This is a genomic window from Gemmata palustris (assembly GCF_017939745.1).
Lineage (GTDB): Bacteria > Planctomycetota > Planctomycetia > Gemmatales > Gemmataceae > Gemmata > Gemmata palustris.
This window is the reverse complement of the sequence record NZ_JAGKQQ010000001.1, coordinates 5,017,698-5,041,466: the sequence shown is the minus strand read 5'-3', so window position 1 is coordinate 5,041,466 and position 23,769 is coordinate 5,017,698. Positions and strand designations below refer to the sequence as shown.

General features: G+C 64.5%; 14 protein-coding genes. 6 read left to right on the top strand and 8 right to left on the bottom strand.

Annotated elements, in window-relative coordinates; genetic code table 11:
* The first annotated feature begins 3 nt into the window (after window positions 1-3).
* The 5 genes from J8F10_RS20660 (at window position 4) to J8F10_RS20640 (ending at window position 11,210) form a co-directional block, all read left to right on the top strand.
* Window positions 4-3,744: an efflux RND transporter permease subunit gene (locus J8F10_RS20660; protein ID WP_210656952.1), complete on the top strand. Its 3,741-nt coding sequence runs from the start codon at window positions 4-6 to the stop codon at window positions 3,742-3,744.
* A complete protein-coding gene (locus tag J8F10_RS20655) occupies window positions 3,741-7,271 on the top strand; it encodes an efflux RND transporter permease subunit (protein WP_210656950.1) in 3,531 nt (1,176 codons plus the stop codon). Before J8F10_RS20660 ends, J8F10_RS20655 begins: the two co-directional genes overlap by 4 nt.
* An 84-nt stretch (window positions 7,272-7,355) precedes the next feature.
* Window positions 7,356-7,736 carry a hypothetical protein gene (locus J8F10_RS20650; protein ID WP_210656947.1) on the top strand — a complete coding sequence of 127 codons (381 nt, stop codon included), beginning with the start codon at window positions 7,356-7,358 and terminating at the stop codon, window positions 7,734-7,736.
* A gap of 237 nt (window positions 7,737-7,973) precedes the next feature.
* Window positions 7,974-9,464: a sensor histidine kinase gene (locus J8F10_RS20645; RefSeq protein WP_210656945.1), complete on the top strand. Its 1,491-nt coding sequence runs from the start codon at window positions 7,974-7,976 to the stop codon at window positions 9,462-9,464.
* 327 nt (window positions 9,465-9,791) lie between these two features.
* A complete protein-coding gene (locus tag J8F10_RS20640) occupies window positions 9,792-11,210 on the top strand; it encodes a sigma-54-dependent transcriptional regulator (RefSeq protein WP_210656944.1) in 1,419 nt (472 codons plus the stop codon).
* A gap of 301 nt (window positions 11,211-11,511) precedes the next feature.
* Here J8F10_RS20640 and J8F10_RS20635 read toward each other — a convergent pair whose 3' ends face one another.
* Window positions 11,512-11,691: a hypothetical protein gene (locus J8F10_RS20635; RefSeq protein WP_210656942.1), complete on the bottom strand. Its 180-nt coding sequence runs from the start codon at window positions 11,689-11,691 to the stop codon at window positions 11,512-11,514.
* A 175-nt stretch (window positions 11,692-11,866) separates the two neighbouring features.
* On the bottom strand, window positions 11,867-13,273 hold the full coding sequence (locus J8F10_RS20630) for a GH39 family glycosyl hydrolase (RefSeq protein ID WP_210656940.1): 1,407 nt from the start codon (window positions 13,271-13,273) through the stop codon (window positions 11,867-11,869).
* A 264-nt stretch (window positions 13,274-13,537) separates the two neighbouring features.
* On the opposite strand from J8F10_RS20630, the gene J8F10_RS20625 reads away from it, so the two are divergent.
* Window positions 13,538-15,493: an FG-GAP repeat domain-containing protein gene (locus tag J8F10_RS20625; RefSeq protein ID WP_210656938.1), complete on the top strand. Its 1,956-nt coding sequence runs from the start codon at window positions 13,538-13,540 to the stop codon at window positions 15,491-15,493.
* Window positions 15,494-15,529: 36 nt separating this feature from the next.
* On the opposite strand, the gene J8F10_RS20620 is transcribed toward J8F10_RS20625, so the two are convergent.
* The 6 genes from J8F10_RS20620 to J8F10_RS20595 all read right to left on the bottom strand — a co-directional run bounded on the left by J8F10_RS20620 (window position 15,530) and on the right by J8F10_RS20595 (window position 23,739).
* On the bottom strand, window positions 15,530-16,138 hold the full coding sequence (locus J8F10_RS20620) for a hypothetical protein (protein WP_210656937.1): 609 nt from the start codon (window positions 16,136-16,138) through the stop codon (window positions 15,530-15,532).
* Between the two features lie 50 nt (window positions 16,139-16,188).
* Entirely contained in the window at window positions 16,189-18,441 is a 2,253-nt protein-coding gene (locus J8F10_RS20615; RefSeq protein ID WP_210656935.1) for a S9 family peptidase, read from the bottom strand.
* A gap of 143 nt (window positions 18,442-18,584) precedes the next feature.
* A complete protein-coding gene (locus J8F10_RS20610; RefSeq protein WP_315854133.1) occupies window positions 18,585-19,238 on the bottom strand; it encodes a DUF2306 domain-containing protein in 654 nt (217 codons plus the stop codon).
* Window positions 19,239-19,246: 8 nt separating this feature from the next.
* Window positions 19,247-20,071 carry a DUF1559 family PulG-like putative transporter gene (locus tag J8F10_RS20605; protein WP_210656930.1) on the bottom strand — a complete coding sequence of 275 codons (825 nt, stop codon included), beginning with the start codon at window positions 20,069-20,071 and terminating at the stop codon, window positions 19,247-19,249.
* Between the two features lie 594 nt (window positions 20,072-20,665).
* Complete coding sequence (locus tag J8F10_RS20600; protein ID WP_210656928.1) at window positions 20,666-21,547, bottom strand: ABC transporter permease; 882 nt, start codon at window positions 21,545-21,547, stop codon at window positions 20,666-20,668.
* A gap of 248 nt (window positions 21,548-21,795) precedes the next feature.
* The gene (locus tag J8F10_RS20595) at window positions 21,796-23,739 is read right to left on the bottom strand and encodes a S9 family peptidase (protein WP_210656926.1); all 1,944 of its coding nucleotides are present in this window, start codon (window positions 23,737-23,739) and stop codon (window positions 21,796-21,798) included.
* Between the last annotated feature and the right edge of the window lie 30 nt (window positions 23,740-23,769).

The window sequence follows — 23,769 nt, the reverse complement described above, 5'->3', positions numbered from 1 at the left end:
GCCGTGATCTCACGCTACTTCATCGATCGGCCGATCTTCGCCACCGTGCTGTCGATCGCCATCACCCTCACGGGGGCGATCTCGCTGCTGTACCTGCCGGTGGCTCAGTACCCGCGCGTCACCCCGCCCGGCGTGTCCATCTCGATCAGTTACCCCGGTGCCAGCGCGCAAGAGGTCGCGGACTCCGTGGGCGCGCCGATCGAGCAGCAGGTGAACGGCGTCGAGGGCATGCTCTACATGTCTTCGCAGTCCGGCAACGACGGCTCCTACAGTCTCACCGTGACGTTCGACGTCGGGACCGACATCAACTCCGCGCTGGTGATGGTTCAGAACCGCGTCGCGCTGGCGATGCCGCAGTTGCCCAGCGCGGTGCAGAACCAGGGGATCACGATCCGGAAACGCACGCCGGACATGCTGATGATCGTGAACTTCGTCTCCCCCGATGGGCGCTACGACGACAAGTACCTGAGCAACTTCGCCACCATCCACGTCAAGGACGAACTGCTCCGAGTGGACGGGATCTCGGACATCAACGTCCAGGGCCAGCGCGACTACAGCATGCGCGTGTGGCTCGACCCGCAGCGATTGGCCGCTCGGAACATGACGCCGATCGACGTGGCCAACGCGATCCGCACTCAGAACGTGGACGCCCCGGCCGGGCGCATCGGTCAACCGCCGGCGCCCACGGGCCAGGCGTTCCAGTTGCCGCTCGACACGCTCGGGCGGCTCGCCGGTCCGGAGCAGTTCGGCAGCATCATCGTCAAAGCGAGCGGATCGCCGCAAATTCTTTCTGCCGATGGCAGACTCATCGAACCGGCCCGAACAGCAACGAAGCCGAAGACTAAAGCCACGCGGCTACCCAACGACTCTTCGGCCAGCGACCCGACCGCACCGCCAACCGTCGACGACATTATCACCTCTGCGCCGTCCACGGGCGCCGCCCCGAGTGACACGTCTGCAGATACAAGCACGGACCCGGCCAGCGGAGGTAACCCGACCACGATGTCAGCTCCCGCCCCGACCGGGTCGGGGGCATCGGCGGCGCTCTCATCGACCACGGGGCCAACGGCCGGCGGAACCGTGGGGAGCGGCGCCCTCGGTGGGGGCGCGCTGGAGTCGGGCGGACCATCACCCGCAACCGGGCTCGTGCGACTTCAAGATGTCGCGCGAATCGAACTCGGCGCCCAGAACTACAACACGATCTGCTCATTCGACGGCCGACCATCCGTTGGTCTGGGACTCTACCAACTTCCGGGGACCAACGCGCTCGATGTGGGCGACCGCGTGCGCGAGAAGATGAAGGAACTGAAGGCCGGGTTCCCGGACGGCGTCGACTACGAAATCGCTTACGACACCACACCGTACATCCGCGACTCGGTCCGCGACGTCATCCACACGCTGCTGGAAGCGATCGGTCTGGTGGCGCTCGTGGTGCTGGTGTTCCTCCAGAGCTGGCGGGCCGCGCTGATTCCGCTGCTCGCGGTCCCGGTCGCGGTGCTGGGCACGTTCGCGGTCATGGCCGCGATGGGCTTCAGCCTGAACAACATCTCCCTGTTCGGGCTGGTGCTCGCGATCGGGATCGTGGTCGATGACGCGATCGTGGTGGTCGAGAACGTCGAGCGCTGGATGGACCGCGGGCTGTCGTCGCGCGACGCCACGTACAAGGCGATGGAGGAGGTGACGGGGCCGATCATCGCCGTCGCCCTCGTGCTGTGTGCCGTGTTCGTGCCGTGTGCGTTCATCCGCGGGATCACGGGACAGTTCTTCCGGCAATTCGCCATCACGATCGCGGTCTCCACGATCATCTCGACCATTAACTCGCTCACGTTCAGCCCCGCGATGGCCGCGATCCTGTTGCGTCCGCGGCACGAGCGCCCGGACCCGCTCGGCCGGTTGCTCCACTTCTCGTTCGGGTGGTTTTTTTGGTTGTTCAACCGGACCTCCGGCGTCGGTACTTCGGTCTACGCCTGGATGACCGGCCGACTCATGCGGCTCTCGCTGCTGGTCCTGCTCGTTTACGGCGGGCTGCTCGTTCTCACCGGCTGGACGTTCGAGCAAGCGCCCAAGGGCTTCATCCCACAACAGGACCAGGGCCGGCTAATCGTCAACATTCAGTTGCCCGATGCCGCGTCACTGGAACGCACCCACGAAGCCGCACTCGAAATCGAGCGCATCGCCCGCGACGTACCCGGAGTCGCGCACACGGTCACCAACTCGGGGATGTCGTTTTTGCTCCAGGCGAACAGCCCCAACTTCGCCTCCATGTTCATCGTCCTCGAACAGTTCGCGGACCGGCAGACACCGGACAAGAGCGCGAACGCGATCATGGCGAGGCTCCGCAAGCGGTGGGCCGAGAAAGTGCCGGACGCACAGGTGACCGTGTTTGGCGCAGCGCCTGTGCCCGGGCTCGGGTCGGCCGGTGGGTTCAAGTTCATGGTCGAAGATCGCGGCGGGTTGGGAGTGCGGTCGCTCGAGTTACGCATGGATGACCTCGTCGAGCGCTTCAAGAAGATGCCGCACCTGACCGATGCGCGAACGCAGTTCCGGTCGCGCATCCCGCAACTGCAACTGGAAGTGGACCGGCCCAAAGCCGCAGCGCTCGGCGTTTCGCTCCAGGACTTGAACCAGACCATCAGCATGTATCTCGGGTCGCTCTATGTGAACAGTTACAACGACTTCGGCCGGCACTGGCAGGTAACCGCGCAAGCGGACGGTGACTTCCGTGCCCGGCCCGAGCAGATCCACTTGTTCCAGGTCCGCAGCAAATCCGGGCAGATGATCCCGCTGAGCACGCTGGTTCGGGTTCGGGATCTCGCCGGGCCGATCTCGGTCACGCGCTACAACCTGTACACCGCTGCTCCGATTAACGGGAACGTCGCGCCCGGCGTGAGCGACGGGGATGCGATCCAGGCGATCAATCAGGAAGCCGATGTCACACTCCCGCTTTCGATGCGGGTGGAGTGGACCGAATTGATGTTCATGCAGATTCGGGCTGGGAACACCGCGATCTACGTCTTCCTGCTTTCGGTCGTGAGTGTGTTTCTCGCGCTCGCGGCCCTCTACGAGAGCTGGACACTGCCGCTCGCCGTGATTCTCGTCGTTCCCCTGTGCCTGCTGTGTTCCGTGGCCGGGGTGCTGTTCACCAACCGCGACGTGAACATCTTCGTGCAGATCGGGTTGGTGGTGCTGGTCGGGCTGGCGTGCAAGAACGCCATTCTCATCGTCGAGTTCGCCAAGCACCTCCACCAACAGGGCATGACGTGCTTTGACGCGACCAAAGAGGCGAGCCGGTTGCGCCTGCGGCCCATCATCATGACCAGCTTCGCGTTCATCTTCGGCGTGCTGCCGTTGATGGTCGCGTCCGGGGCCGGCGCCGAAATGCGCCGCTCGCTGGGGGTCGCGGTGTTCAGCGGGATGCTCGGCGTCACGATTTTTGGAATCTTCCTGACCCCCGTGTTCTTTTACGTCGTTCAGGGCATGAGCGAGGCCCGGCTGTTCCAGTCCCCGCGGTTGCGCTGGGTGCTCTCACACGGCGCGGGCGCGTCACTCGGCGCGGTCCTCGGTTTCCTGCTGGCGCGGTTGGGAGTGGGAGTCATGCCGTGGGCGCCGATCGTCGGCGCGTGTGCGGGCGTGCTCCTGATCCGCGGCGCACGCGGGGTCCACGCCCGGCGCCGAGTGCTATCGGGAATCATCCCGTTCCGCGGACCCGGCCCGAGCCCCACGAACGGAGGACCGACCTCGTGATCGCACGCTTCTTCGTGGACCGCCCGATCTTCGCGACCGTCATTTCACTGGTCATCATGCTGGCGGGGGGCGTGGCGGTCTTTACGCTCCCGGTCGCGCTGTACCCGGACGTGACCCCGGCCACCGTACAGGTATCGGCCATCTACCCCGGCGCGAACGCGGGAACGGTCCGCGACACCGTGGCCGCACCGATTGAGGAGCAGGTGAGCGGCGTCGAGGGCATGATGTACATGTCCTCGCGCTGCACCAACGACGGCGCGTATACCCTCACCGTCACGTTCAAGCCGGGCACCGATTCAGACATGGCCCAGGTGCTCGTGCAGAACCGCGTGAGTCTGGCACTGCCCGTCATCCCGGCTCTCGTGCAGAACGAGGGCATCAGCGTGAAGAAACAGTCGCCGAGCACGCTGATGATCGTGAACCTCGTCTCCACGGATGGCAGGTACGACGACCTGTTCCTGAGTAACTACGCGACGATCGACGTGAAGGACGAACTGGGTCGACTGCCCGGCGTCGCCGGGGTCACGTACCTCGGCCAGCGCGACTACAGCCTCCGCGTGTGGGTCGACCCGGACAAGCTCGCGGCGCTCAACCTGAGCGGAATGGACGTGGTCACGGCCGTCGCGCAGCAAAACGTGCAGGTCGCGGCCGGGCAGATCGGCCAGCGCCCGGTTCCGAAGGGGCAGCAGTTCCAACTCACCGTGAACACCCTCGGTCGGTTGATCGACCCGGACCAGTTCGCCAACATCATCGTGAAGGGCGGCCAGGACAGTGCGGCCGCAACAATGAGCAGCACCGGGACAACGACCACTGCCCCCGTGCCCGCCGCGACAACGGGCACGACCGGGCAAGGCGCCATGTCCGCGGGGCCAGCGACTGCCATCGTTCGGCTCCGGGACGTGGCTCGCGTGGAGCGCGGCGCCCAGCAGTACGACCAGTCCTGCACCCTCAACGGCCGGCCCTCGGTCGCCCTGTGCGTTTACCAACTGCCGGGGTCGAACGCACTGGGAACGGCCGACTCGGTGTACGACAAGATGCGGGAGCTGAAGGCCCGGTTCCCGGACGGGCTCGACTACCAGATCGTGTACGACACCACACCGTTCGTGCGGGAATCCGTGAGCGAGGTGTTCCACACGCTGCGCGACGCGATCATCCTGGTCGCGATCGTGGTACTGCTGTTCCTGCAGGACTGGCGGGCGATGATCCTGCCCATGATCGATGTGCCGGTCTCGCTGATCGGTACGTTCGCGATCATGTCGCAAATGGGGTTCACGCTGAACAGCCTGACGCTGTTCGGCTTGGTGTTAGCCATCGGGATCGTGGTTGATGACGCGATTGTGGTTCTGGAGAACATCGAACGGCAGATGGCAACGGGGCTCGACGCTCGCACGGCAACGATCAAGGCAATGGAGGAAATAACGGGACCGGTGCTGGCGATCACGCTGGTGCTCAGTGCGGTGTTCATCCCGTGCTGTTTCCTGGGCGGGATCACCGGTTCGTTCTTTCGGCAATTCGCGGTCACAATTGCAGTGTCCACGCTCATCTCGGCGGTGAACGCGCTGACCATGACTCCGTCGCGTGCCGTTCTGATTTTCAAAGCGGATGCGAAGAAATTCGGTCACGGGCACCACCGCGAGGCACTGCCGTGGTGGATCTTCGCGGTCCTCGGTGGGGTTCTGACATACGAACTGGGGCCGGACCTGTTCGGCCAGTTCATCGGGCTCCCTCCCGCTCAGGGACCGGAACCGGGTGGCGAGTCGTGGACGGCACTGGGGCTGAAAGTCGCGTGGTTCGCTCCCCCCGGAATACTCGTCGGCGCCATACTAGGGTGGGTGCTCATCCGCCCGGTGAATGCCGTCCTCGGCGCGTTCTTTCGCTGGTTCAACCGAGTGTTCGACCGCGTGACCGATGTTTACGGCGCGGTGGTGAGCCGAGTGTTGCGCGTCAGCGTCATCATCCTGCTCGCTTACGGCGGCCTGTTGGTACTCACGTACACCGAGTTCGTTAGCACACCCACCGGGTTCATCCCGCAGCAGGACAAGGGCTACCTGATCCTCAACGTACAGCTCCCGGATTCCGCGTCCGTCGAGCGGACCGAAGCGGTGATGGCGGAGATCGAGGAAATCGCGCGCGAAACGCCCGGGGTGAAGCACACGCTCGGGATCTCGGGCCGATCGGTGATCCTGAACGCGAACGCCCCGAACCTCGGGTCGATGTACGTGATGCTCGACGGGTTCGATCAGCGCAAGGGCACGGACCGGACCGCGGACGCGATCGCCGCCGCGATTCAGCAGAAGTGCAAGCGCGAGGTCGGCGACGCGATCGTCGCGGCGTTCGGCGCGCCGCCGGTCGACGGATTGGGGACGACGGGCGGGTTCACGCTGATGGTCCAGGTGCGCGGGAGCACGGACCTGACTCAACTCGACCGAGTGGCCGGGACCGTGGTCCAGCGGGGCAACGAGACCCCGGGATTGCAGGGCATGTTCACGAGCGCGGGCGCGGACACGCCCTGGCTGTACCTGGAAATTGATCGCGACAAGTGCCGCTCGCTCGGCGTTCAGGTGAGCGACATTTTCAACACGCTTCAGGTGTATCTGGGTTCGTACTACGTCAACAACTTCAACGAGTTCGGGCGGACCTGGCAGGTGAACGTGCAGGCCGATCCGAACTTCCGCGGCGACGCCTCGGACATCCTGCAGTACCAGGTGCGCAACGCCCAGAACCAGATGGTCCGGCTCGGGACCGTCATGACCGTCCGCGACGCGAGCGGGCCGGTCGTGGTGGTGCGGTACAACATGTACTCGGCCGCGGCGGTGACCGGTAACCCGGCGGACGGGACCGGGTCCAGCCAAGCGATGGAGACGATACACGGGATCGCGACGGAGGAACTGGGCCGGGGAATGAAGACCGAATGGACCGAACTGGCGTACCTCCAGAGCCAGGCCGGGAACTCGGCGATGTGGTTCTTCGCGCTGGCCGTCGTCTTCGTGTTTCTGGTGCTGGCGGCACAGTACGAGAGTTGGAAGTTGCCGCTCGCGGTGATTCTGGTCGTCCCGATGTGTCTGCTGTGCTCGATCATCGGGGTTCAAGTGGCCGGGATCGAAGTGACCGTGTTCACGCAGATCGGGTTCGTGGTGCTGGTCGGGCTTGCGTGCAAGAACGCGATTCTGATTGTCGAGTTCGCCCGGCAGCGCCAGGACGCGGGGGAGGCCCGCCGCGCCGCCACACTGGAAGCGTGCAAGCAGCGCCTGCGACCGATCGTGATGACCAGCTTCGCGTTCATTTTCGGCGTGCTGCCATTAGTTTATGCGCAGGGCGCCGGGGCCGAGATGCGGCGCTCGCTGGGGATCGCGGTGTTCGCGGGGATGCTCGGGGTGACGCTCTTCGGGATCTTCCTCACCCCGGTCTTTTACTCGGTGCTCCAGTGGTTCGGGTCCACGCACCGGGCCGCACCGGGCGATCCGGTTGCCTTGGAGAGCGTCCCCGTGGACGCTATGGTGAAGTCGGAACCGAAGCCGGGGCACTAAATAGCTCTCGCCAATATGGAGAAGTGGTACTCTGGCGACCAGCTACTCTTTGGGCCGAAGCAGAGCACCCAAGAGGGATGGTCGATGGAACAGTGGATGCAGGAGGAGATCGACAGTCTCGTTGCCGAACACGGCATAGTGCCGCCACCTTGGGCCGTGTACAACGAGCACCCCTTCAGCATGAGATGGCGGATGGGTGATGGCGAGTCGCACAAGGAATTGTGGTGGACGTGGTGGCCACTCCAGCGGTTCACCGAAGAGCAGAAGGTTGAGTACTTCCGACGATGGCCCCTGCCGCATTGCTGGCTGGCCTTCTTAATCGAAGCCGTATGGGAAATCGACACGTTCGAGAACGAGGACAAACTCCCACAATACTTCAAACGTACCAGTGATCTGGGTTTTGGTAGCCAGCAGGATTATGAAAACGACCTGGACGATCCCAAATGGTTGGGGCGCAATCACTGATCCGCGTCCGCAGCAAAGCATGGAGGCGGCGCGAACTCCCTCTCCTGCCCAATATTACTTGCGCATTTAGCAGGAAGTATTTAGTTTCGTTTCGGGATCGCCGTAGCGGATTGAACGAGCCGCGCCCGCAAGGAAGCGGGAGGCGCCTCCCGCTTCCTTGCGGGCGCGGCTCGTTACAAGGGAACCGAAGTTGGGACACCAATACGCACTACGGCATTCGGCCGGAGGTCTGCGACCGTGACACTGAACCGACAGGTTCTCTTCCAGGTGACCGCACCCGCGCTGCTCGTCGCGCTGGCGATGCTCGGCACGAGTTTGCTGGGCATCCGCTCGATTAACTACCTCAAGGCCGATCAAGACAAGATCGTCTCCGAACACGTTCGGAGCCTGGAAGCGGCACAAGACCTGGAGACCGAGCTGCGTCACATCCGGTTCCACAGCTTCTTGTACGTCATGGACATGTCGCCGGCGCGCTGGGCCAAGGTCGCCCGGGACCAGGCCGCGTTCGAGCGCATCCTCGGAGAGATTCGGGACCGCGCGGGTTCGGACGAGGAGCGCGAGGTGCTGGGCGAGATCGAAACCGGTTACACGCGGTACCGGCAAGAGCTCGAAGCCACGACCCGTTCGCCGGTCGGTCCGACCAAGGAGGATTCCTTGGTTTGGTCCGATGCGCACCCGATTCGCTACATCGTGGTGCCCTGCGAACAGTTGCTCAATCTGAATCGCAAGGCGATGCAGGAAACGGTCGATCAGAGCGCCCAGCAGGGCCGGCGCGCCCGCACCTGGATGATTTTGCTCGGCGTGCTCGGGGCCGTAGGGGGATTGGTCGGTGGGTTCGGTATGGCGTGGGGGCTGAGCCGGTCCATTACCCGGTTGAGCGTCCGGCTCCGCGACGTTCACGCGCACCTAGAACAAGAAGTCGGGTCGCTCCGGTTAACGGCCGAGGGCGGCGATCTCCAGCGCATGGAACGGCAGGTGGGCACGATTCTGGAGCGCGTGCGCGAGGTGGTCGGCCAACTCCAGCGCCAGGAGTGTGAGGCACTGCGGGCCGAGCAACTGGCCGCGGTGGGGCAGCTCGCCGCCAGCGTCGCCCACGAGGTCCGCAACCCGCTCACCAGCATCAAACTGCTGGTTGGGGCTGCGCTAAGTGGTAAGTGCCCGCGTGGACTTTCCGAGACGGACCTTCAGGTGATCCACGACGAGGTCGGTCGGCTCGAACGGAAGGTTCAATCACTCCTCGACTTCGCCCGCCCACTGGAAATCGAGCCGGAGCCGCAGGATATTGCCGGAGTCGTTCACCAAGTCATCGACCTCGTCCGCGAGCGCCTCACCCGACAGACGGTGTGCCTGACGCTCGATCTCCCGGTCGGTCCGGTCGCGGCCGAACTCGATGCCGACCAGTTCAAGGGCGTACTGGTGAATTTGATCTTCAACGCCCTCGATACGATGCCCGGCGGAGGTGGACTCGATGTGCAGCTCGCACGGGAAACGGGCGGCGCGGTGCGCCTGACGGTCGCGGACACGGGGCCGGGGATCGATGCCCGCGTCGCCGACCGGCTGTTCACGCCGTTCTTCAGCACCAAGCCGACCGGCACCGGATTGGGGCTGAGTGTCTCGCGCCGGATCGTTCAGGCCCACGGTGGAACCCTGACCGCGGCCAACCGCGCTGCGGGCGGCGCCTGTTTCACGATCACGCTTCCGGGCGGAAGGGTTAAAAGCCAAGTGTGAATTGCGGGTTCGATTTATGCTTCGATTGTTGCTTGCTTCTTCGTTATTTGCGCGTTCTGAAACGATCGGTTCGCGCTCTTGTGGGCATCGAACTGATAAGAGTGGCGAGCCGAAAATGTTAGCCGTTGTTAGCCCGAATTCTGATGCAAATAAGGGGCGCGAAACACTGCTCTCGAACTGGAAATCCCAGCAGTTGGTCGTGCATCAGTGCCCCGCACATAGGCCCCCGGGCCGAAAATGTCAGCAAATGCTAGCTGAATGACACAAATGCACGGTGATGTTGGACTTGTGTCGCTAACATCCACCCACTCACCCTGAACTGTCACGATGCCAACGCTTCTCGTAGTGGACGATGAACCGAGTGTGTGTTACTCGATCGCGCGACTCTTCGGCGACGAGACCACGCGAGTAGTCACCGCGGGTACAGTGGCCGAGGGTGTCCGCGCGTTTCAGTCCGAGCGCCCGGAGGTGGTGGTTCTCGACCTGCTCCTGCCCGACGGCACGGGCTTGCAGGCGTTTGAGGCTATCCGCGCGATCTCTCCAAAGCAGCCGGTCGTCTTCATTACGGCTCACGGAACGACGACCACGGCGATCGAAGCGATGAAACAGGGGGCGTTCGATTACCTGATTAAACCCCTCGATTTCACCCGCGTGGCGAACATACTGCGGCGCGCGTTTGAAGCCGCGCACCTCATGCACGTGTCCCCCGTGGTTCCCGCGCTGGAGCCGCGCGAGCAACTCGTCGGCCGGGCGCCTGTGATTCAGGAGGTGTGCAAGCAGATCGGGCGCGTCGCACCTCAAGACGTGAACGTGCTGATTCTGGGCGAGAGCGGAACTGGCAAGGAACTGGTCGCGCGTGCCGTTTACCACCACAGCAAACGAGCGGACAAACCGTTCTTGGCGATCAACTGCGCTGCGCTTCCTGAGGCACTGATCGAGAGCGAGCTTTTCGGCCACGAGCGCGGCGCCTTTACGGGCGCGGACCGCGCGCGAATCGGGAAGTTCGAGCAGTGTCAAGACGGGACTATCTTCCTCGACGAAATCGGGGACATGCCGCTCGCGGCCCAGGCGAAAGTGCTACGGCTGTTGCAGGATCAGACGTTCGAGCGGGTCGGCGGGCGCGAGAGCATCCGAACGCATGTCCGGGTGATCGCGGCCACGAATCAGGACTTGGAGAAACGAATCGCCGCGGGCCTGTTCCGCGCGGACCTGTTCTACCGGCTCCAGGGGGTCACGATCGCGCTCCCCGCACTGCGGGACCGGCCCGAAGACATTGCCGAACTCGCGCACCACTTCCTGTTCCTGTTCAATCAGGAGCTGGGATTAAACGTCCAGGGCTTCGACCCGGAGGCGCTGGCTTGTCTGCGTGCCCACCGGTGGCCGGGGAACATCCGCGAACTTCAGGCCGCTCTGAAGGAGACGATGCTGCGAGCAACCGGCCCGCTCCTCTTACCGGAGTTCCTGCCGAACGCCATTCGGGGTCGGGTGCTCGAGCGCCACGCGGACTCAACGCCGCCCGGCGAAATCGATGTGTCGCGGTTGATCGACGATCTCGTGGCGCGCGGCGAAAACGACCTCCACACGCGCGTTGTGGCGGCCGTGGAGCGCATCTTGTTCGATCGAGTTCTGCGTGCGACCGGCGGGCACCTCGGCCGAGCCGCCGAGCGCCTCGGGCTGAACCGATCGACGCTGCGTTACAAGTTGCGCGATACGGGACTTTCGGCCGAAAGCCCGCACACAGACTGAGCGCACACGAGCGGCATCGTAAACGCGGGTAGCTCCGACCAATCGCCGGAGAATTATTGGGAGGGTGGCTCCCGGCCCGAAGTTATGACTGATGAGCTAACGTGCTGGAAGAGTTGCGGAGCGTATTCGATCGGTGATGAAAGGCTCACTTCGAGCGCCGCGAATCATGGTGCTACCGGCAACCACGGTGACGTATTCCGGACGGCGGCCGATCCTCTTGCTCGGGAACGCGGCGGCGTGTTTGCCGCGCGAGTTCAATCGGTTTCGTTTGAGTGCCGGTTCGCTCAGGGCGCTCGGAACCTCACTCGGATACATTCGTGTCCCACTCGACCGAGCAGTGGTACTGCCAGTGCATCGTGGTCGGCTCCGCGACGGCTACGGGGATTTGCGTTTCTTGGGTGCCTCCGAGCGGCCCTCGCGACTGGCACATCTCGTGCGAACGCATCCCTTGTGTATCGTCGGCCCGTGTGTCGTTGTTCATGATGTTGCTCCGCCGTAGGGTGTCCGAGCACTTTTGCCGAGACAGCGCCGGCAATGAATGATCGTGCAAAGCAACAAATTCTTTGCCGAAAAATCCTGGCGCGCGCCTTCGACACGGAACCCCGCTCGTCCCGAAAGTCGATCGAGCCGCGTGCCAGCCGTGACCCGCGGCCCCGTCAGCCGTTCGACCGCCACATTTTCACGAGGTAAACCGTTTGCGCCGGGAGATCGACCGTTACTTCGCACCCGTCGTTCTGGCCTCCACCTACGTGGGCGAAATCCTGTTTGGGGGTCAGCGCCCACACCTCGTACTGCGTCGCCCCCTTCCACGGCGCGGGGGCAACGACAAGTTTGACTGCCCCGCCCGCACCGGTCGGCCGCGCGACGAGGACGCGGACCTGTTCGCCGACCCCCGCGAGCGCGGAGACTCCGGGCGGGGGCTTGCCCGGGAGCCGCTTGAGACCGGGCAATTCTTTGAACGCGAGGAACGCGCCGAACGCGCGGGACGGCACCCCGTGCGGGGAGAACAGCCCCATTCCCGGGGCCTCGGCGGTGAAGTAGTTCGCGGCGTCCACCGGGGCGTCCTGCAAGGCGATCAGGGCCGCGGCCGTGAACGCGGCCCCTTCCGCGCTGTTCACGCGGGCGTACCACTTCTCGCGCACCGTGGCGTCCTTCGCGGTCAGCCCGGACCAGTCGCCGTCCGGAAGGAAGTTCCACTCGTTCAGGTGGCTCTCGGTCGCCCGGAACCCGGCCCCGTCGAGCAGCGCCCGTACCCCCTTCGCCCGGCGAACTAGTTCGGACGGGTCCGCGGTGTAGCAGTGCCACGAGAGGAAATCGAGCGGCGCCTCGTCCTTCTTGCACCGGGCCAGGAGCGCCTTCAGGAACGCGGTCGCGTCGAAGCGCTCGCCCTTCAGGTTGCCGGAGTTCCCCAACCCGGGCCCGCCGATCTTGATCGCCGGGAACTCTTTCCGCAGGGCGACGGCGGTCGTCACATACAGCCGCAGGTAATCGGCATCGCTTCCGGTCCAGCAGTTCGGGCGGTTGTCCGGCTCGTTCCAGATCTCCCAGTACTTGATGGGCAGTTTGAACCCCTTGGCCCAGCCCCGCGTGTAGTGCCGGACGATCCCGGCGCACACCGCCGCCCACTTCTCGAAATCCTTCGGCGGGCGCGCGTGGCGCTTGGCCTTCTGGTGCTCGATGCTCTCGCCCAAGCGGTACACGATCCCGGCCCCGCAATCGTGGACCGCTTTCACGTACTCGTCGGTGCGCTCGAAGTCGTAACTCTCGGGCTTCGATGGGTCGGCGCCCGGATCGGGGAACACGGCGTGGACGTCCACCACGTCCGGGTTGGGCCAGTGACTATCGTGCAGCCGGGCCAGTGGAAACGCGGCGTCCTTCCACCGGTCCGACAGATCGAGTAGTCCGCCGGCCGCGAGCGGGCCGCCGTTCACCCCGTGGAGCGCGCGGATCGGGTCGCCCGGCGAACGACTATCGAAGACGATTTCCGGGCCGGGTGCCGGGTGCGCGCACCGGGCCGCGAGCGATGTACCCGGAACGGAGGCGAGGAACGTGCGTCGGTCCACGGGCGTCTCACGATTGAGGGAGAAGGAACGTCAATCTACGAACCGAAGCGATGGGACATACGAGTTGCCACAGCACAGTAAATGTTTTGTTTCGTCACTTCGGGCGCCGTGCGCGGTTCCCGCTCGACTCTGCGGACGTGCGAACCGGCCCTTGCGAAGAGGAAAAGCATTGAGCGCGATCGGCCGAATGGTGACACTGGGCGCGTTGTCGGTCCCGTACTCGCGGTGGCGTTGATCCTGCAACGATCGGTTGAAGAGCAATTCATGCGCACGCTATTCTCCCTCCTCGTACTCGCGCTCGGTCCCGCCACCCTTCGCGCCGAAGGGCTGGAGCCACTGAAGTACAACCACCCGGGGCTTGTGGTCGACCTGGGCGTGGGACTGTGGGCGTGGCCGATACCGTGTGATGCGGACGGGGACGGGGATTTCGATCTCATCGTGTCGTGCCCCGACAAGCCATCGAACGGGGTATGGTTCTTCGAGAACGTCACGGGAGACACGGCCAAGAACAAGTACCCCGTCTTCAAGCCCGCGCGTAAACTCAGCGGCGCGGCACATTACGTCATGCCGTCGTATGTGGGGGACAAACTCCGGGTTCTCACGCCCGGTACGGAGCACCCGAACTTCGTCACGAAGGGCCTCACCGAGAAGCGCACGCTGTCGGTCCCGAAAGACTTCTACAAGCCGGAGGGGAAGCAGCCCAAAGGCCCGAAGGTGAGGCACAACCAGTGGCGCTACGCGGACTACGACGGTGACGGCCGGCCCGACCTGGTGGTGGGAATCGAGGACTGGAGCTTCTACGGGTGGGACGACGCTTACAACGCGCGGGGCGAGTGGCGGAACGGACCGTTGCACGGCTTCGTGTTCGTCTTCCTCGCGAAAGACGGAGGGACGTTCGCCGAGCCGTTCCGCGTGGAAGCCGGCGGTAAGCCGGTCGACACGTTCGGGTGCCCCACCCCGAACTTCGCGGACTTCGACGGGGACGGTGACCTCGATCTGCTGTGCGGCGAGTTCCTCGACGGGTTCACCTACTTCGAGAACACCGGCACGCGCACGAAGCCGAAGTACGCTGCCGGGCGGCGGTTGAAAGACGCGACGGGCACCGCGCTCGCGATGGACCTCCAGATGATCGTGCCGATCGCGTTCGACTGGGACAAGGACGGCGATCTCGACCTCATTGTCGGCGACGAGGACGGCCGCGTGGCGCTCGTGGAGAACACCGGGCGACTCGACGCGGACCGCGTGCCGATCTTCGCGCGCCCGGCGTACTTCCAGCAGCAAGCCGACGCCCTCAAGTGCGGCGCGCTCGCGACGCCCGTGACCGTGGACTGGGACGGGGACGGCGATCTCGACATTCTGAGCGGCAACACCGCGGGCTACATCGAGTTCTTTGAGAACCTGAGCGGCCCGGGCGATGCGAACCCGAAATGGGCCGCGCCGAAGCGCCTCACAGTGGACGGCAAGCCGTTCCGCGTGACGGCCGGACCCAACGGCAGCATCCAGGGACCGGCCGAAGCGAAGTGGGGGTACACCACGTTCAGTGTCGCCGACTGGGACGCCGACGGGCTCCCGGACATCGTCCTGAACAGCATCCTCGGCGAGATCGTGTGGCTCAAGAACGTCGGCACGCGCAAGGAGCCGAAGCTGAGCGCCCCGCGCCCGGTTGAGGTGGAGTGGGCGAAGGAGAAACCGCCGCCCGAGCTCGCGTGGGGCTGGCGGAAGCCACAGGGAAACGCGCTCCTCACGCAGTGGCGCACCACGCCGGTCGTGTTCGACTTCAACCGCGACGGGCTCCCCGATCTCGCAGTGCTCGACACCGAGGGCTACCTCGCGTTCTTCGAGCGCGCGAAGCGCGACGGCAAACTGGTGCTGCTCCCGCCCCGGCGCGCGTTCGTGTCCGAAAGTGGCGAGCCGCTCCGACTGAACCCGAGCGCTGCGGGCAAGAGCGGACGCCGCAAACTGTGTGTGGCCGATTGGGACGGGGACGGGAAGTTCGATTTCCTGCTGAACTCCGCGAACGCCGATCTCTTGCAACAGGTCGGTGAGAAGAACGGTACCTGGGTGTTCAAAAACGCCGGCGCGCTGGCGAAGCAGAACATTGAGGGTCACGACGTCAGCCCGGGCGTGACGGACTTCGACGGGGACGGCGTGCCCGATTTCCTCGGCGGTGCCGAAGACGGTCGGTTGTATTTCCTGCGCAACCCGCGTGCGAAGAAGTGAATTAAGCAGCACCGTTCGCCGCGTGCCGCCTCGGGCTCAGTGGGCGGCCCCGGTAAGCGTGTGCGTCGGGTCGCGCTTGATGTCAAAAGCCTTGACGACGAGCGATCCACCGCCCGGCAGAGTGAGGACGAATGGGGCGGTCAGCGCGGGCCGGTTCCAGACCTCGGAGCCCGCCAGGTAGTCGGTCCACTCGGTCGCTACATCGCCTCGGCTCGCCGCGACAACGATCAGCAGGGACGCGGACCGCTTCCATCCGAGGCGCTTCAGCTTGTCCGCATCGGCTTCGATCTTTCGCAGCCACTTCCCGCCGGTACGGTTTCCGTCGTGCAGCAGGGTGAATTCGGCAAACACCCAACAGTGATCCGCCCCATCGTTGGGGCCACCGACCAGCAGATCGCCCAGGCCCCGATCCCGATCACCACCGTCGTCCGCTACGCCCTCGCTACTGTAGGTGGGCTTGGCCGTGACCTCACAGAACGGGTAGGTGGCCGCCCGGAGTTTGGAGGCCAGGAACGCTTCCCAGTTGATCCATTCCTCGAACGACGAGGTGGTCTCAACCATCAGTTGCAGGTCGGCCGCTCGCGCGGCGAGCCGGTCGCAGACGGTTCGGAACACGTCAACCGCGAAGGAGTACGAGTTGCCCATTTACTGCCCTCATCGGGATGGTATCGGTACGTGTCTGTATCGGTCGGAGGTCACGGCTTCGGGCCGGTGGGCAGGTTGTCGTTCAGGTAGCGCGTCAGCAGGGCGTACAGGTGCCGACTCGTGTTCTTCCCCTCGTTGATGGAGTGGCTGCGGTTTGGGTACGCCATCAGCGCGAACGGCTTGTTCAACTCGACCAGCCGGTCCGCGAGCTTCTCGACCCCCTGGTAGTGGCAGTTGTCGTCGCCGGTGCCGTGAACGAGGAGCAAGTTCCCCTTCAGCCCGGCCGCGTGCGTGATCGGTGAGCCTTGTTTGTAGTCCTCGGCGTTGTCCTGTGGGAGCCCCATGTACCGCTCTTGATAGATGGTGTCGTACAGCCGCATGTCCGGCACCGGGGCCACCGACATCCCCGTGCGGTACAGGTCTGGGTGCCGGAACAACAGGTTCAGCGTCATCGATCCGCCGCCGCTCCAACCCCACACCCCGACCCGCGCCGCATCCAGGTACGGTCGCTGCTTCAGCAGGTCGCGCGCGGCCGCGGCCTGGTCCGCCGAGGCGAGCGTCCCGACCTTCCGGTACGCGGCCCTGCGCCAATCGCGACCGCGCGGGCACGGAGTTCCGCGGTTGTCCACGCACGCCACCGCGTACCCCTGTTGAGCGAGCATCAGGTGCCACAGGTACTGCTTTCCGCCCCAGCGATCGACGACCGACTGGCCTGCCGGCTCGCCGTAAACATGGAACACCAGCGGGTACTTCTTCGCGGGGTCGAAGTTCGGCGGCTTCATCATCCAGCCGTCGAGCGCGACTCCGTTGCCGGCGTCGGCACGAAAGAACTCGACCGGAGTCTGTGCCAGTTTCGCCACTGCCGCGCGGAGCTTGTCGTTGGTCGCGAGCGTCCGAACGACCTTGTGGTCGGGGAGCGTGACCAGTTCCACCCGCGGCGGTTGGCCGAACGACGAGTACGAGTGAACCGCGTGCGCCCCATCGGGCGAGACGTCGTACTCGTGCCAGCCCGACTGGTCAGCCGGTGTCAGGCGCTCGGGCGCGCCGGTCCCGTCCAGTGCGACGCGGTAGAGGTAGTGCTGCGTCGGGTTCTCCGGCGACGCCAAGTAGTACACGTGCCCCGATTTCTTGTTGATGTATACGACCCGAATCACGTCGAACGCGCCGGTCGTGACGCGGCGCACGCTCTTCCCGTCGCGCGAGGCGAGGTACAGGTGCCGCCAACCGTCGCGCTCACTGACCCATGTGAAGGCGCTCCCGTTCTCGACCCACTCGCCAGCGTCGTCGTGGACATCGACCCACGCTCCGTCGCGCTCGGTGAGGACGGTTCGCGCCTTGCCGGTCGCGGCGTCGACGAGCACCACGTCCACCGCGTTCTGGAGCCGGTTGACCCGCTGGATCACCAGCTCGTTCGAGTTCCCCGCCCACTCCATCCGCGGGATGTAGAAGTCCGTTCGGGTGTCGCCGGGAACCTCGGCCCACGTCGTCGGCCCGCCGGCCGCGGGTATCACACCGACCCGGCACGCCGAGTTCCGCTCCCCGGTCTTGGGGTACGCGAACGTCTTGAGGACCGGGTACGAGGCGCTCGTGTTGTCGATCAGGGTGAACGTCTTCACGCCGCGGGTGTCGAGCTGCCAGTACGCGATCGACTTACCGTCCGGGCTCCAGCGCCACCCGTCGCGGCAGAAGAACTCCTCTTCGTACACCCAGTCGAAGGTGCCGTTGATAACTTGCTCCGAGCCGTCTGCCGTGAGCTTCACCGCCGCGCCGCCCGCGGTCGGTTCGACGAACAGGTTGTTGTCGTGGACGTACCCGACGCGGGTGCCATCGGGCGAGAGTTTGGCGAACATCAGGGTGGACGGCTTGGCGTCGCCGCCGAGCTTCGTGAGCGCGCCGGTCGAGCGGCGGAAGGTCCAGTAGTCACCGCGGGTGTTCTGCCGCCAGACTTTGACGGAGTCGGTGTAGATCAGCACGAGGTCGAGATCCTTCGACAGCTCGTACCCGTGGATCGCGATCGGCTCCTTCGCGTTCGGTGGAACCAACTTCTCGGCCGCGACGAGTACCTCGCTCTTCCCCGCGGGGTCGAACCGGACGAGGTCGCTCGCGTTCTTGTGCGCCTTCGACGGCCGGAGAGTGGTGTACGCCCCACCGTCGAGCCACTTCACCGCCGGGACGGGATCGCCCGCGAAGTCGTCGGAGGCGAAGATCCGGTCGAGCGTGAGTTTGGTGGGCTCGGCCGGTTGCGGTTGAGCCGCGGCCGGGACCGCGGTCAGCGCGAGGAACAGCAACGAATGGCGGTACATCAGGCAGGCTCCGCAAAGGTGACGCCGTTCAGCCTGCGATCGGGGGACGGTACCGACAAGCGTGATTGGGAAGGACGGGGCGGTTTTATCGAATTGACCGGCCGTATAACCCGTCGCATGCCGGCGGGTACGACGGGATTGCATCAGGGCCGAGGGCGCCGGGATTGGCGATGCGCCGGCACACGTTCCACGAGCTCGAAGACCGCCAGTGGGAGCAACCAACTGCTCCAGGCCGCGATGATGTACGCTCCCTCGGGGCTCGGCACCCCGACCAGCCCCGCCGCACCGGAGATCAGACGAAGGACCACCGCCGAACAGATCAAGACATAGGAGCGGAGCATCCAGCGCCGGTGCCGGTCGAAGCGGCGGCGCCGTGCGTGAACGACACCCGCGATCGCACAGGTCGCGGTCGCCGCCGATAGTAAGAGAAAGCTCAACCCTGCCGGCCAACCACCGAAGGCGTGTCGGGACATCACCACGCTGCTCGGGAGCACGAACAACAGTAGCACAACGACTTGAACCCGACCCAAGAACCGGTGCGCGCCGCCGTGGCGCCGTCGAACGTATCCGCTCAGCAGGATCAATCCGTTGAACAACACGACCGGGCCGGAAAAGATGTGCAGGTAGAACGCCGGCCGGTAGGCGCCGACGAACGTCGCCTCTCGTCCCAGCAGGAAGAGCGCATCGAAATTGGGCGGGAAGTAATCGGGATAATTCGCCAGAATCGCGGCCAGCACTCGCAGAATCAAGACGACCGCGAGTGCGCGGAGAACTGCCGTTAGAATCCGGTATCTCACCGCGGCCCTCAATCCAGGTCGACCGGTTCTCCGCCGGCGATGGTGATCGCGGCAGCCAGCTTCTTCGGCTCGATTCGGGCACTAATGAATCGAACGAAGCCGTCAGCCATCGCTACGTTCATGCCACCGATGTGGCCACCGAATGGCCGGTGATCGCCGTGCAGTGGCACATCGGCGGGATCGAAGCCGCGCACGTTCGCCGCGCCGCCGCGTGCCCACGGCCCAAGCCCGGAGCGCGTTTCCATCAGAGCGATTGTGTTGGCGGTACCGTCTTTGATCGTCGCGAATTCGGTCCGACGGTCGTAGCCCATGAAGCCGTTCCCGGTGGTGCCCGCAGGCTGCCCGGCGGCGTCGTACCCGATACCGGCCAGCGCGACGTAATGGGTCACCGCGTCGCCCGTCGTCGCCTCCTTTGGCTCGGGGCAGAGGAACACCTTGAGTTGCGTCTGGGCCGCCGGGAGATTTCCCGCGTATCCCTTCTCGACATCGAATTGCTTGAACAGGCGCTCCTGTTCCAGGTACGGCAACAGCGCGACCGTCCAACTGAGGCGCTCCTCGGGCGTCGCCCCCGGCCCGAAACACCCCGGGGGGAACGTATGCCCGGCGGGCGCATTCGGGTGGCCTGTTGACGGACGCGCGACCGGGCTGCCCGCGTCCGCATAGTTGTGCATCGCCAGCATCAGTTGCTTGAGGTTGTTCATGCACTTCATGCGCGCGGCCGGTTCGCGAACGCGACGGATCGCGGGGAGCGTGAGGCCGATCACGACCGCAATGATGGCAACGACAACCAGAAATTCGATCAGACTAAACCCGTTGCGTGCTGATCGGGGCACGGCAGATCCTCGAAGCGGGAGATGATTCTGTGTGCGTGTTGATCTTACCCGAACCATTGGTGCGTGCCAGCGAACTTTCGTGGCACGTGTTCGGTCCTCGGTCGGTCGACCGACTCACGGTTTGTTCCCAGTGCTCAGCCACTGATGCGCGGGGCTCAACCCTTCCACTACACGCAAAGTGCGGAGTGCGACCTGCGCTCATGCTCTACCAGCGGCCAGACCCGCGACACAGTTACATGAACGTGCTCAGGTTCGCCCAGCCCCGTTGCCGCAGAGGATGTAGAACTCCTCGCTTTCGTCTTGCCAGCGAATGATCGCGCCGACAGGTCGTCCCAGATGCGCTCGATAGATCGCGGTTCAAGGGCGCGGCGGTCCCGCCTCCAAAGAGCGATTTGAAGAAGCTCCGCATCCCGTAGCACCTCCGGTGACGGAGGCTGGTGCCGCTGCGTTTTGGAAGATCGTCCCCGGAAGTGTGATGTGATTCGGGAATCCGCTCGCCTGCACCCGTCCTGTGCGAAAATAATGCGATCGTCCAATCGAGATTCACCAAGATCGACTCGCCAAGTGAGAGGTCGTCAGCCGATTCAACAAAATTCACACGCCCGCGTTCTCTTCGAGCTTGCCCAAGCGCCAAGCACGGCGCTCGCTCCAGCGCCAGAAGAGCTGAGCCGCGACCACCAGCGCCGCGGTCGTCGCGAACAGCGTGAGGGCGAGTTCCGCGTTCGACCAGCTCGAGAGCGGGCCGCGGAGTTTCTCGGGCACTTGGCCCATCAGTGCGCGGCGCATACCCTCGAGCCAGTACGTCGTCGGCAAACTCAGACTGATCCACTGAACCCAGGCCATGCTCCCCTGAAACACCGACAGCGGAAACACCACGCCGCTCAGCAAGTACACCAGTCCCGCAATACCTTCGCTCAGGAACATCCCGTTCCGCGACATGTTCAGGCACGCGGCGGCGAGCAGCATCCCGCAGGCCCAGAGCATCATGGCACCGATGAGCAGGTAAACGATTAACCACGGTACATCGACGGCGACCGAGTTCCGCACTTGCGCAAATAGGATCAACCCCACGGTGAGGCTCAGCACGCCGCCCACAGTGCCCTCCAGGGCGCGCGACGCCCCGCGCCCGAGAAAGTACGTCTGGAACTGCGCCGGGCTGATGTAGATGTACTTCAACATGCGGTAGTGCTCGCGGTCGCGCACCACCGCGTAACTCAGCCCGAACATCACCGTACCGACCAGGCCGTAGCACGCATTGGACACGTACATGTACGGCAGGAACTGCGGTGAAATTCGGGCACGGCCGACACCGACGGCGGCCTGGTCCGCGGCGAAGAACATGCCCACGAGCATGAGCGACCCGCACACGGGCTTCACGAACATGTACACCGCGAACAACCACGGGTTCGCCCAGTTGGTTTCGAGCTGCCAGCCGAGCCACGCGGCGAGTCGGAGTGTGCGGAGGTGTGCGAGCATAGGGGCATAATACGGGCGCGGGCAACACCGAGCAGTTCGAGAGAGGTGAGGCTTGGAAGCGAAGGCAGAATGGCCATAAAAAAGCACAAAGGGCACAAAAAGAAGAGAGCAGAAGGACAGAAGGCAGAGAACAGAGAACGAAAAGCACTCCTGCCTTCGGTTCTCTGATCTCTGTCTTCTGCTCTCTGCCTTCTGTCTGATCCGCGTTATCTGCGTGATCCGCGGCTCTTTCTCTGCCCCTCCGCCCGCTACTTGATCTCGCCGGAGTGCCCCTTAATATCGCCGACGGCTTCGGCGCGGCCCCCGAGGTGCTTGGCGAGGAACTGCTCCGTGACCGCGAAGAAGTGCAGCCGGTTCTCCGGGCGCTGGAAGCCGTGGCCCTCGTCCGGGTACAGCACGTACTCCACCGGCTTGCCGTTCTTCCGCATCGCCTCGACGATTTGGTCGCTCTCGGCCACTTTCACTCGCGGGTCGTTCTTACCCTGGCCGATCAGCAGGGGTTTGGTGATGTAGTTCACCTTCGAGAGCGGCGAGCGCTCCTTCAGGAACTCCTCTTCCTTCTCCAGGTCACCGACGCGCTTGGCGAACAGAGCCTTCGCGGGTGCCCAGTACGGCGGAACCGTCTTCAACAGCGTGACGATGTTGCTGGGGCCGACGATGCCCACGCCACACGCGAACTCGTCGGGCGTGAACGTGAGGCCGACGAGCGTCGCGTAACCGCCGTAGCTACCGCCCATGATCGCGACCTTCTTCGAGTCCGCGACGCCCTGCTTGACGATCCACTCCTTCGCGTCGATCAAGTCCTGGTGCATCTTCCCGGCCCATTCCCTGTTGCCGGCGTTCAGGAACTTCTTGCCGTAACCGGTGCTGCCGCGGAAGTTCACCTGAAGGACCGCGTAGCCGCGGTTCGCGAGGAACTGCGTTAGCGGGCTGAAGCCCCACGAGTCGCGCGCCCACGGGCCGCCGTGAACGAGGAGCACTGTCGGCAGATCCTTCGCTTCGACGCCGACCGGCTTCGTCAGGTAGCCGTGAACGACTAGCCCGTCCTTCGCCTTGTACTGGATCGGTTCCATCTGGGCGAGCTTCGTGTTCTCCAGCTTCGAGTTATTGAAGAACAGGAAGTCCGCTTTCTTCGTGTCGCGGTGGTAGAGATAGTACGACGTCGGGCCGTCGTCGGTGACGTAGGCTACCACCCAAATCGTGTCGTCCGTGGTCTTGCTCGTGATGCTGAAGTCGCCGCGCTGGAACTTCGCGAGCGCGGCGAAGTCGTCCTTCACGCTGTCGTCGAGCACCTTCCACTCGGTCCGGGCTTTCGTGAACGACACGGCGAGCGGGATGCGCTTTTTGTCGTCAATCATCGCCCCGCTCACGTCGTATTCTTTGTCCTCCGCGATCACCTCTTCCTTACTGGTCGCGAGATCGAACTTGGTGAGCCGGAGCGTGTCCGTGCGGTCGTTACCGATGACGTAGAGCGTGTTCGCGTCCGCGCCGAACCCGGCGGCCTGCCCCTGCTCCTCGTTCGTCCACCGCTTGATCGTCTTCCACTCCGTGCCGGGCTTCTCGCGCACCATCAGGTCGTACCCGCCGGTCTCCGCGTTCACGGCGGTCGCGGCGCGAATGACGAAATCCTTGTCCGTGGTCCAGCTCATCACGAGGCCGGGGTTTTCAGTGTCGATCTTCTCTTCGCCAGTCGAAATGGTGACGCGGTGCATGTCGAACGCGGCCTTGTTCCGCTTGTTCATGCCCACGAGGAGCGTGTCCGGGTGCTTCTCGTCGAGTTCGACGCCCTGCACGCGGACGCCCGTAAACGGCGTGAGGTCGCGTGTCTTCCCGGTCCCGAGTTCCGCCGCGAACAGGTGGAAGTTCTCGTCGCCGCCCGCGTCTTGCAGGTACAGCAGGTGCTTGCCGTCGTGCGCCCAGAAATACTGGCGGATGCCGCGCTTTTCGTCACTGGTCACCTTCTTGTCGTTCGCTTTGCCGGCCGGCGGAACGGTAGTGCGCACCCACACCTGGAGGACGTTCTTCTCGTCCGGGGCGAGGTACGCGATGTACTTTCCGTCCGGGGAGATTTGCGGACCGGCCCTGTCCGGGTTGCCGAACAACACGTCGCGCGGGATGAGCGGCGGCGCCTCGGCCGAGGCGACTAGGGGCGTCATGGCGAACACTCCCGCGAAGAATGCGAAGCGGAACATGCGTTTCTCCAGAGTTGAGGAACGACGACG

Coding starts and splice junctions, on each gene's coding strand:
- J8F10_RS20625 (WP_210656938.1), top strand. CDS start 13,538: ATGCGCACGCTATTCTCCCTCCTCGTACTCGCGCTCGGTCCCGCCACC.
- J8F10_RS20595 (WP_210656926.1), bottom strand. CDS start 23,739: ATGTTCCGCTTCGCATTCTTCGCGGGAGTGTTCGCCATGACGCCCCTA.
- J8F10_RS20635 (WP_210656942.1), bottom strand. CDS start 11,691: ATGAACAACGACACACGGGCCGACGATACACAAGGGATGCGTTCGCAC.
- J8F10_RS20640 (WP_210656944.1), top strand. CDS start 9,792: ATGCCAACGCTTCTCGTAGTGGACGATGAACCGAGTGTGTGTTACTCG.
- J8F10_RS20615 (WP_210656935.1), bottom strand. CDS start 18,441: ATGTACCGCCATTCGTTGCTGTTCCTCGCGCTGACCGCGGTCCCGGCC.
- J8F10_RS20620 (WP_210656937.1), bottom strand. CDS start 16,138: ATGGGCAACTCGTACTCCTTCGCGGTTGACGTGTTCCGAACCGTCTGC.
- J8F10_RS20650 (WP_210656947.1), top strand. CDS start 7,356: ATGGAACAGTGGATGCAGGAGGAGATCGACAGTCTCGTTGCCGAACAC.
- J8F10_RS20600 (WP_210656928.1), bottom strand. CDS start 21,547: ATGCTCGCACACCTCCGCACACTCCGACTCGCCGCGTGGCTCGGCTGG.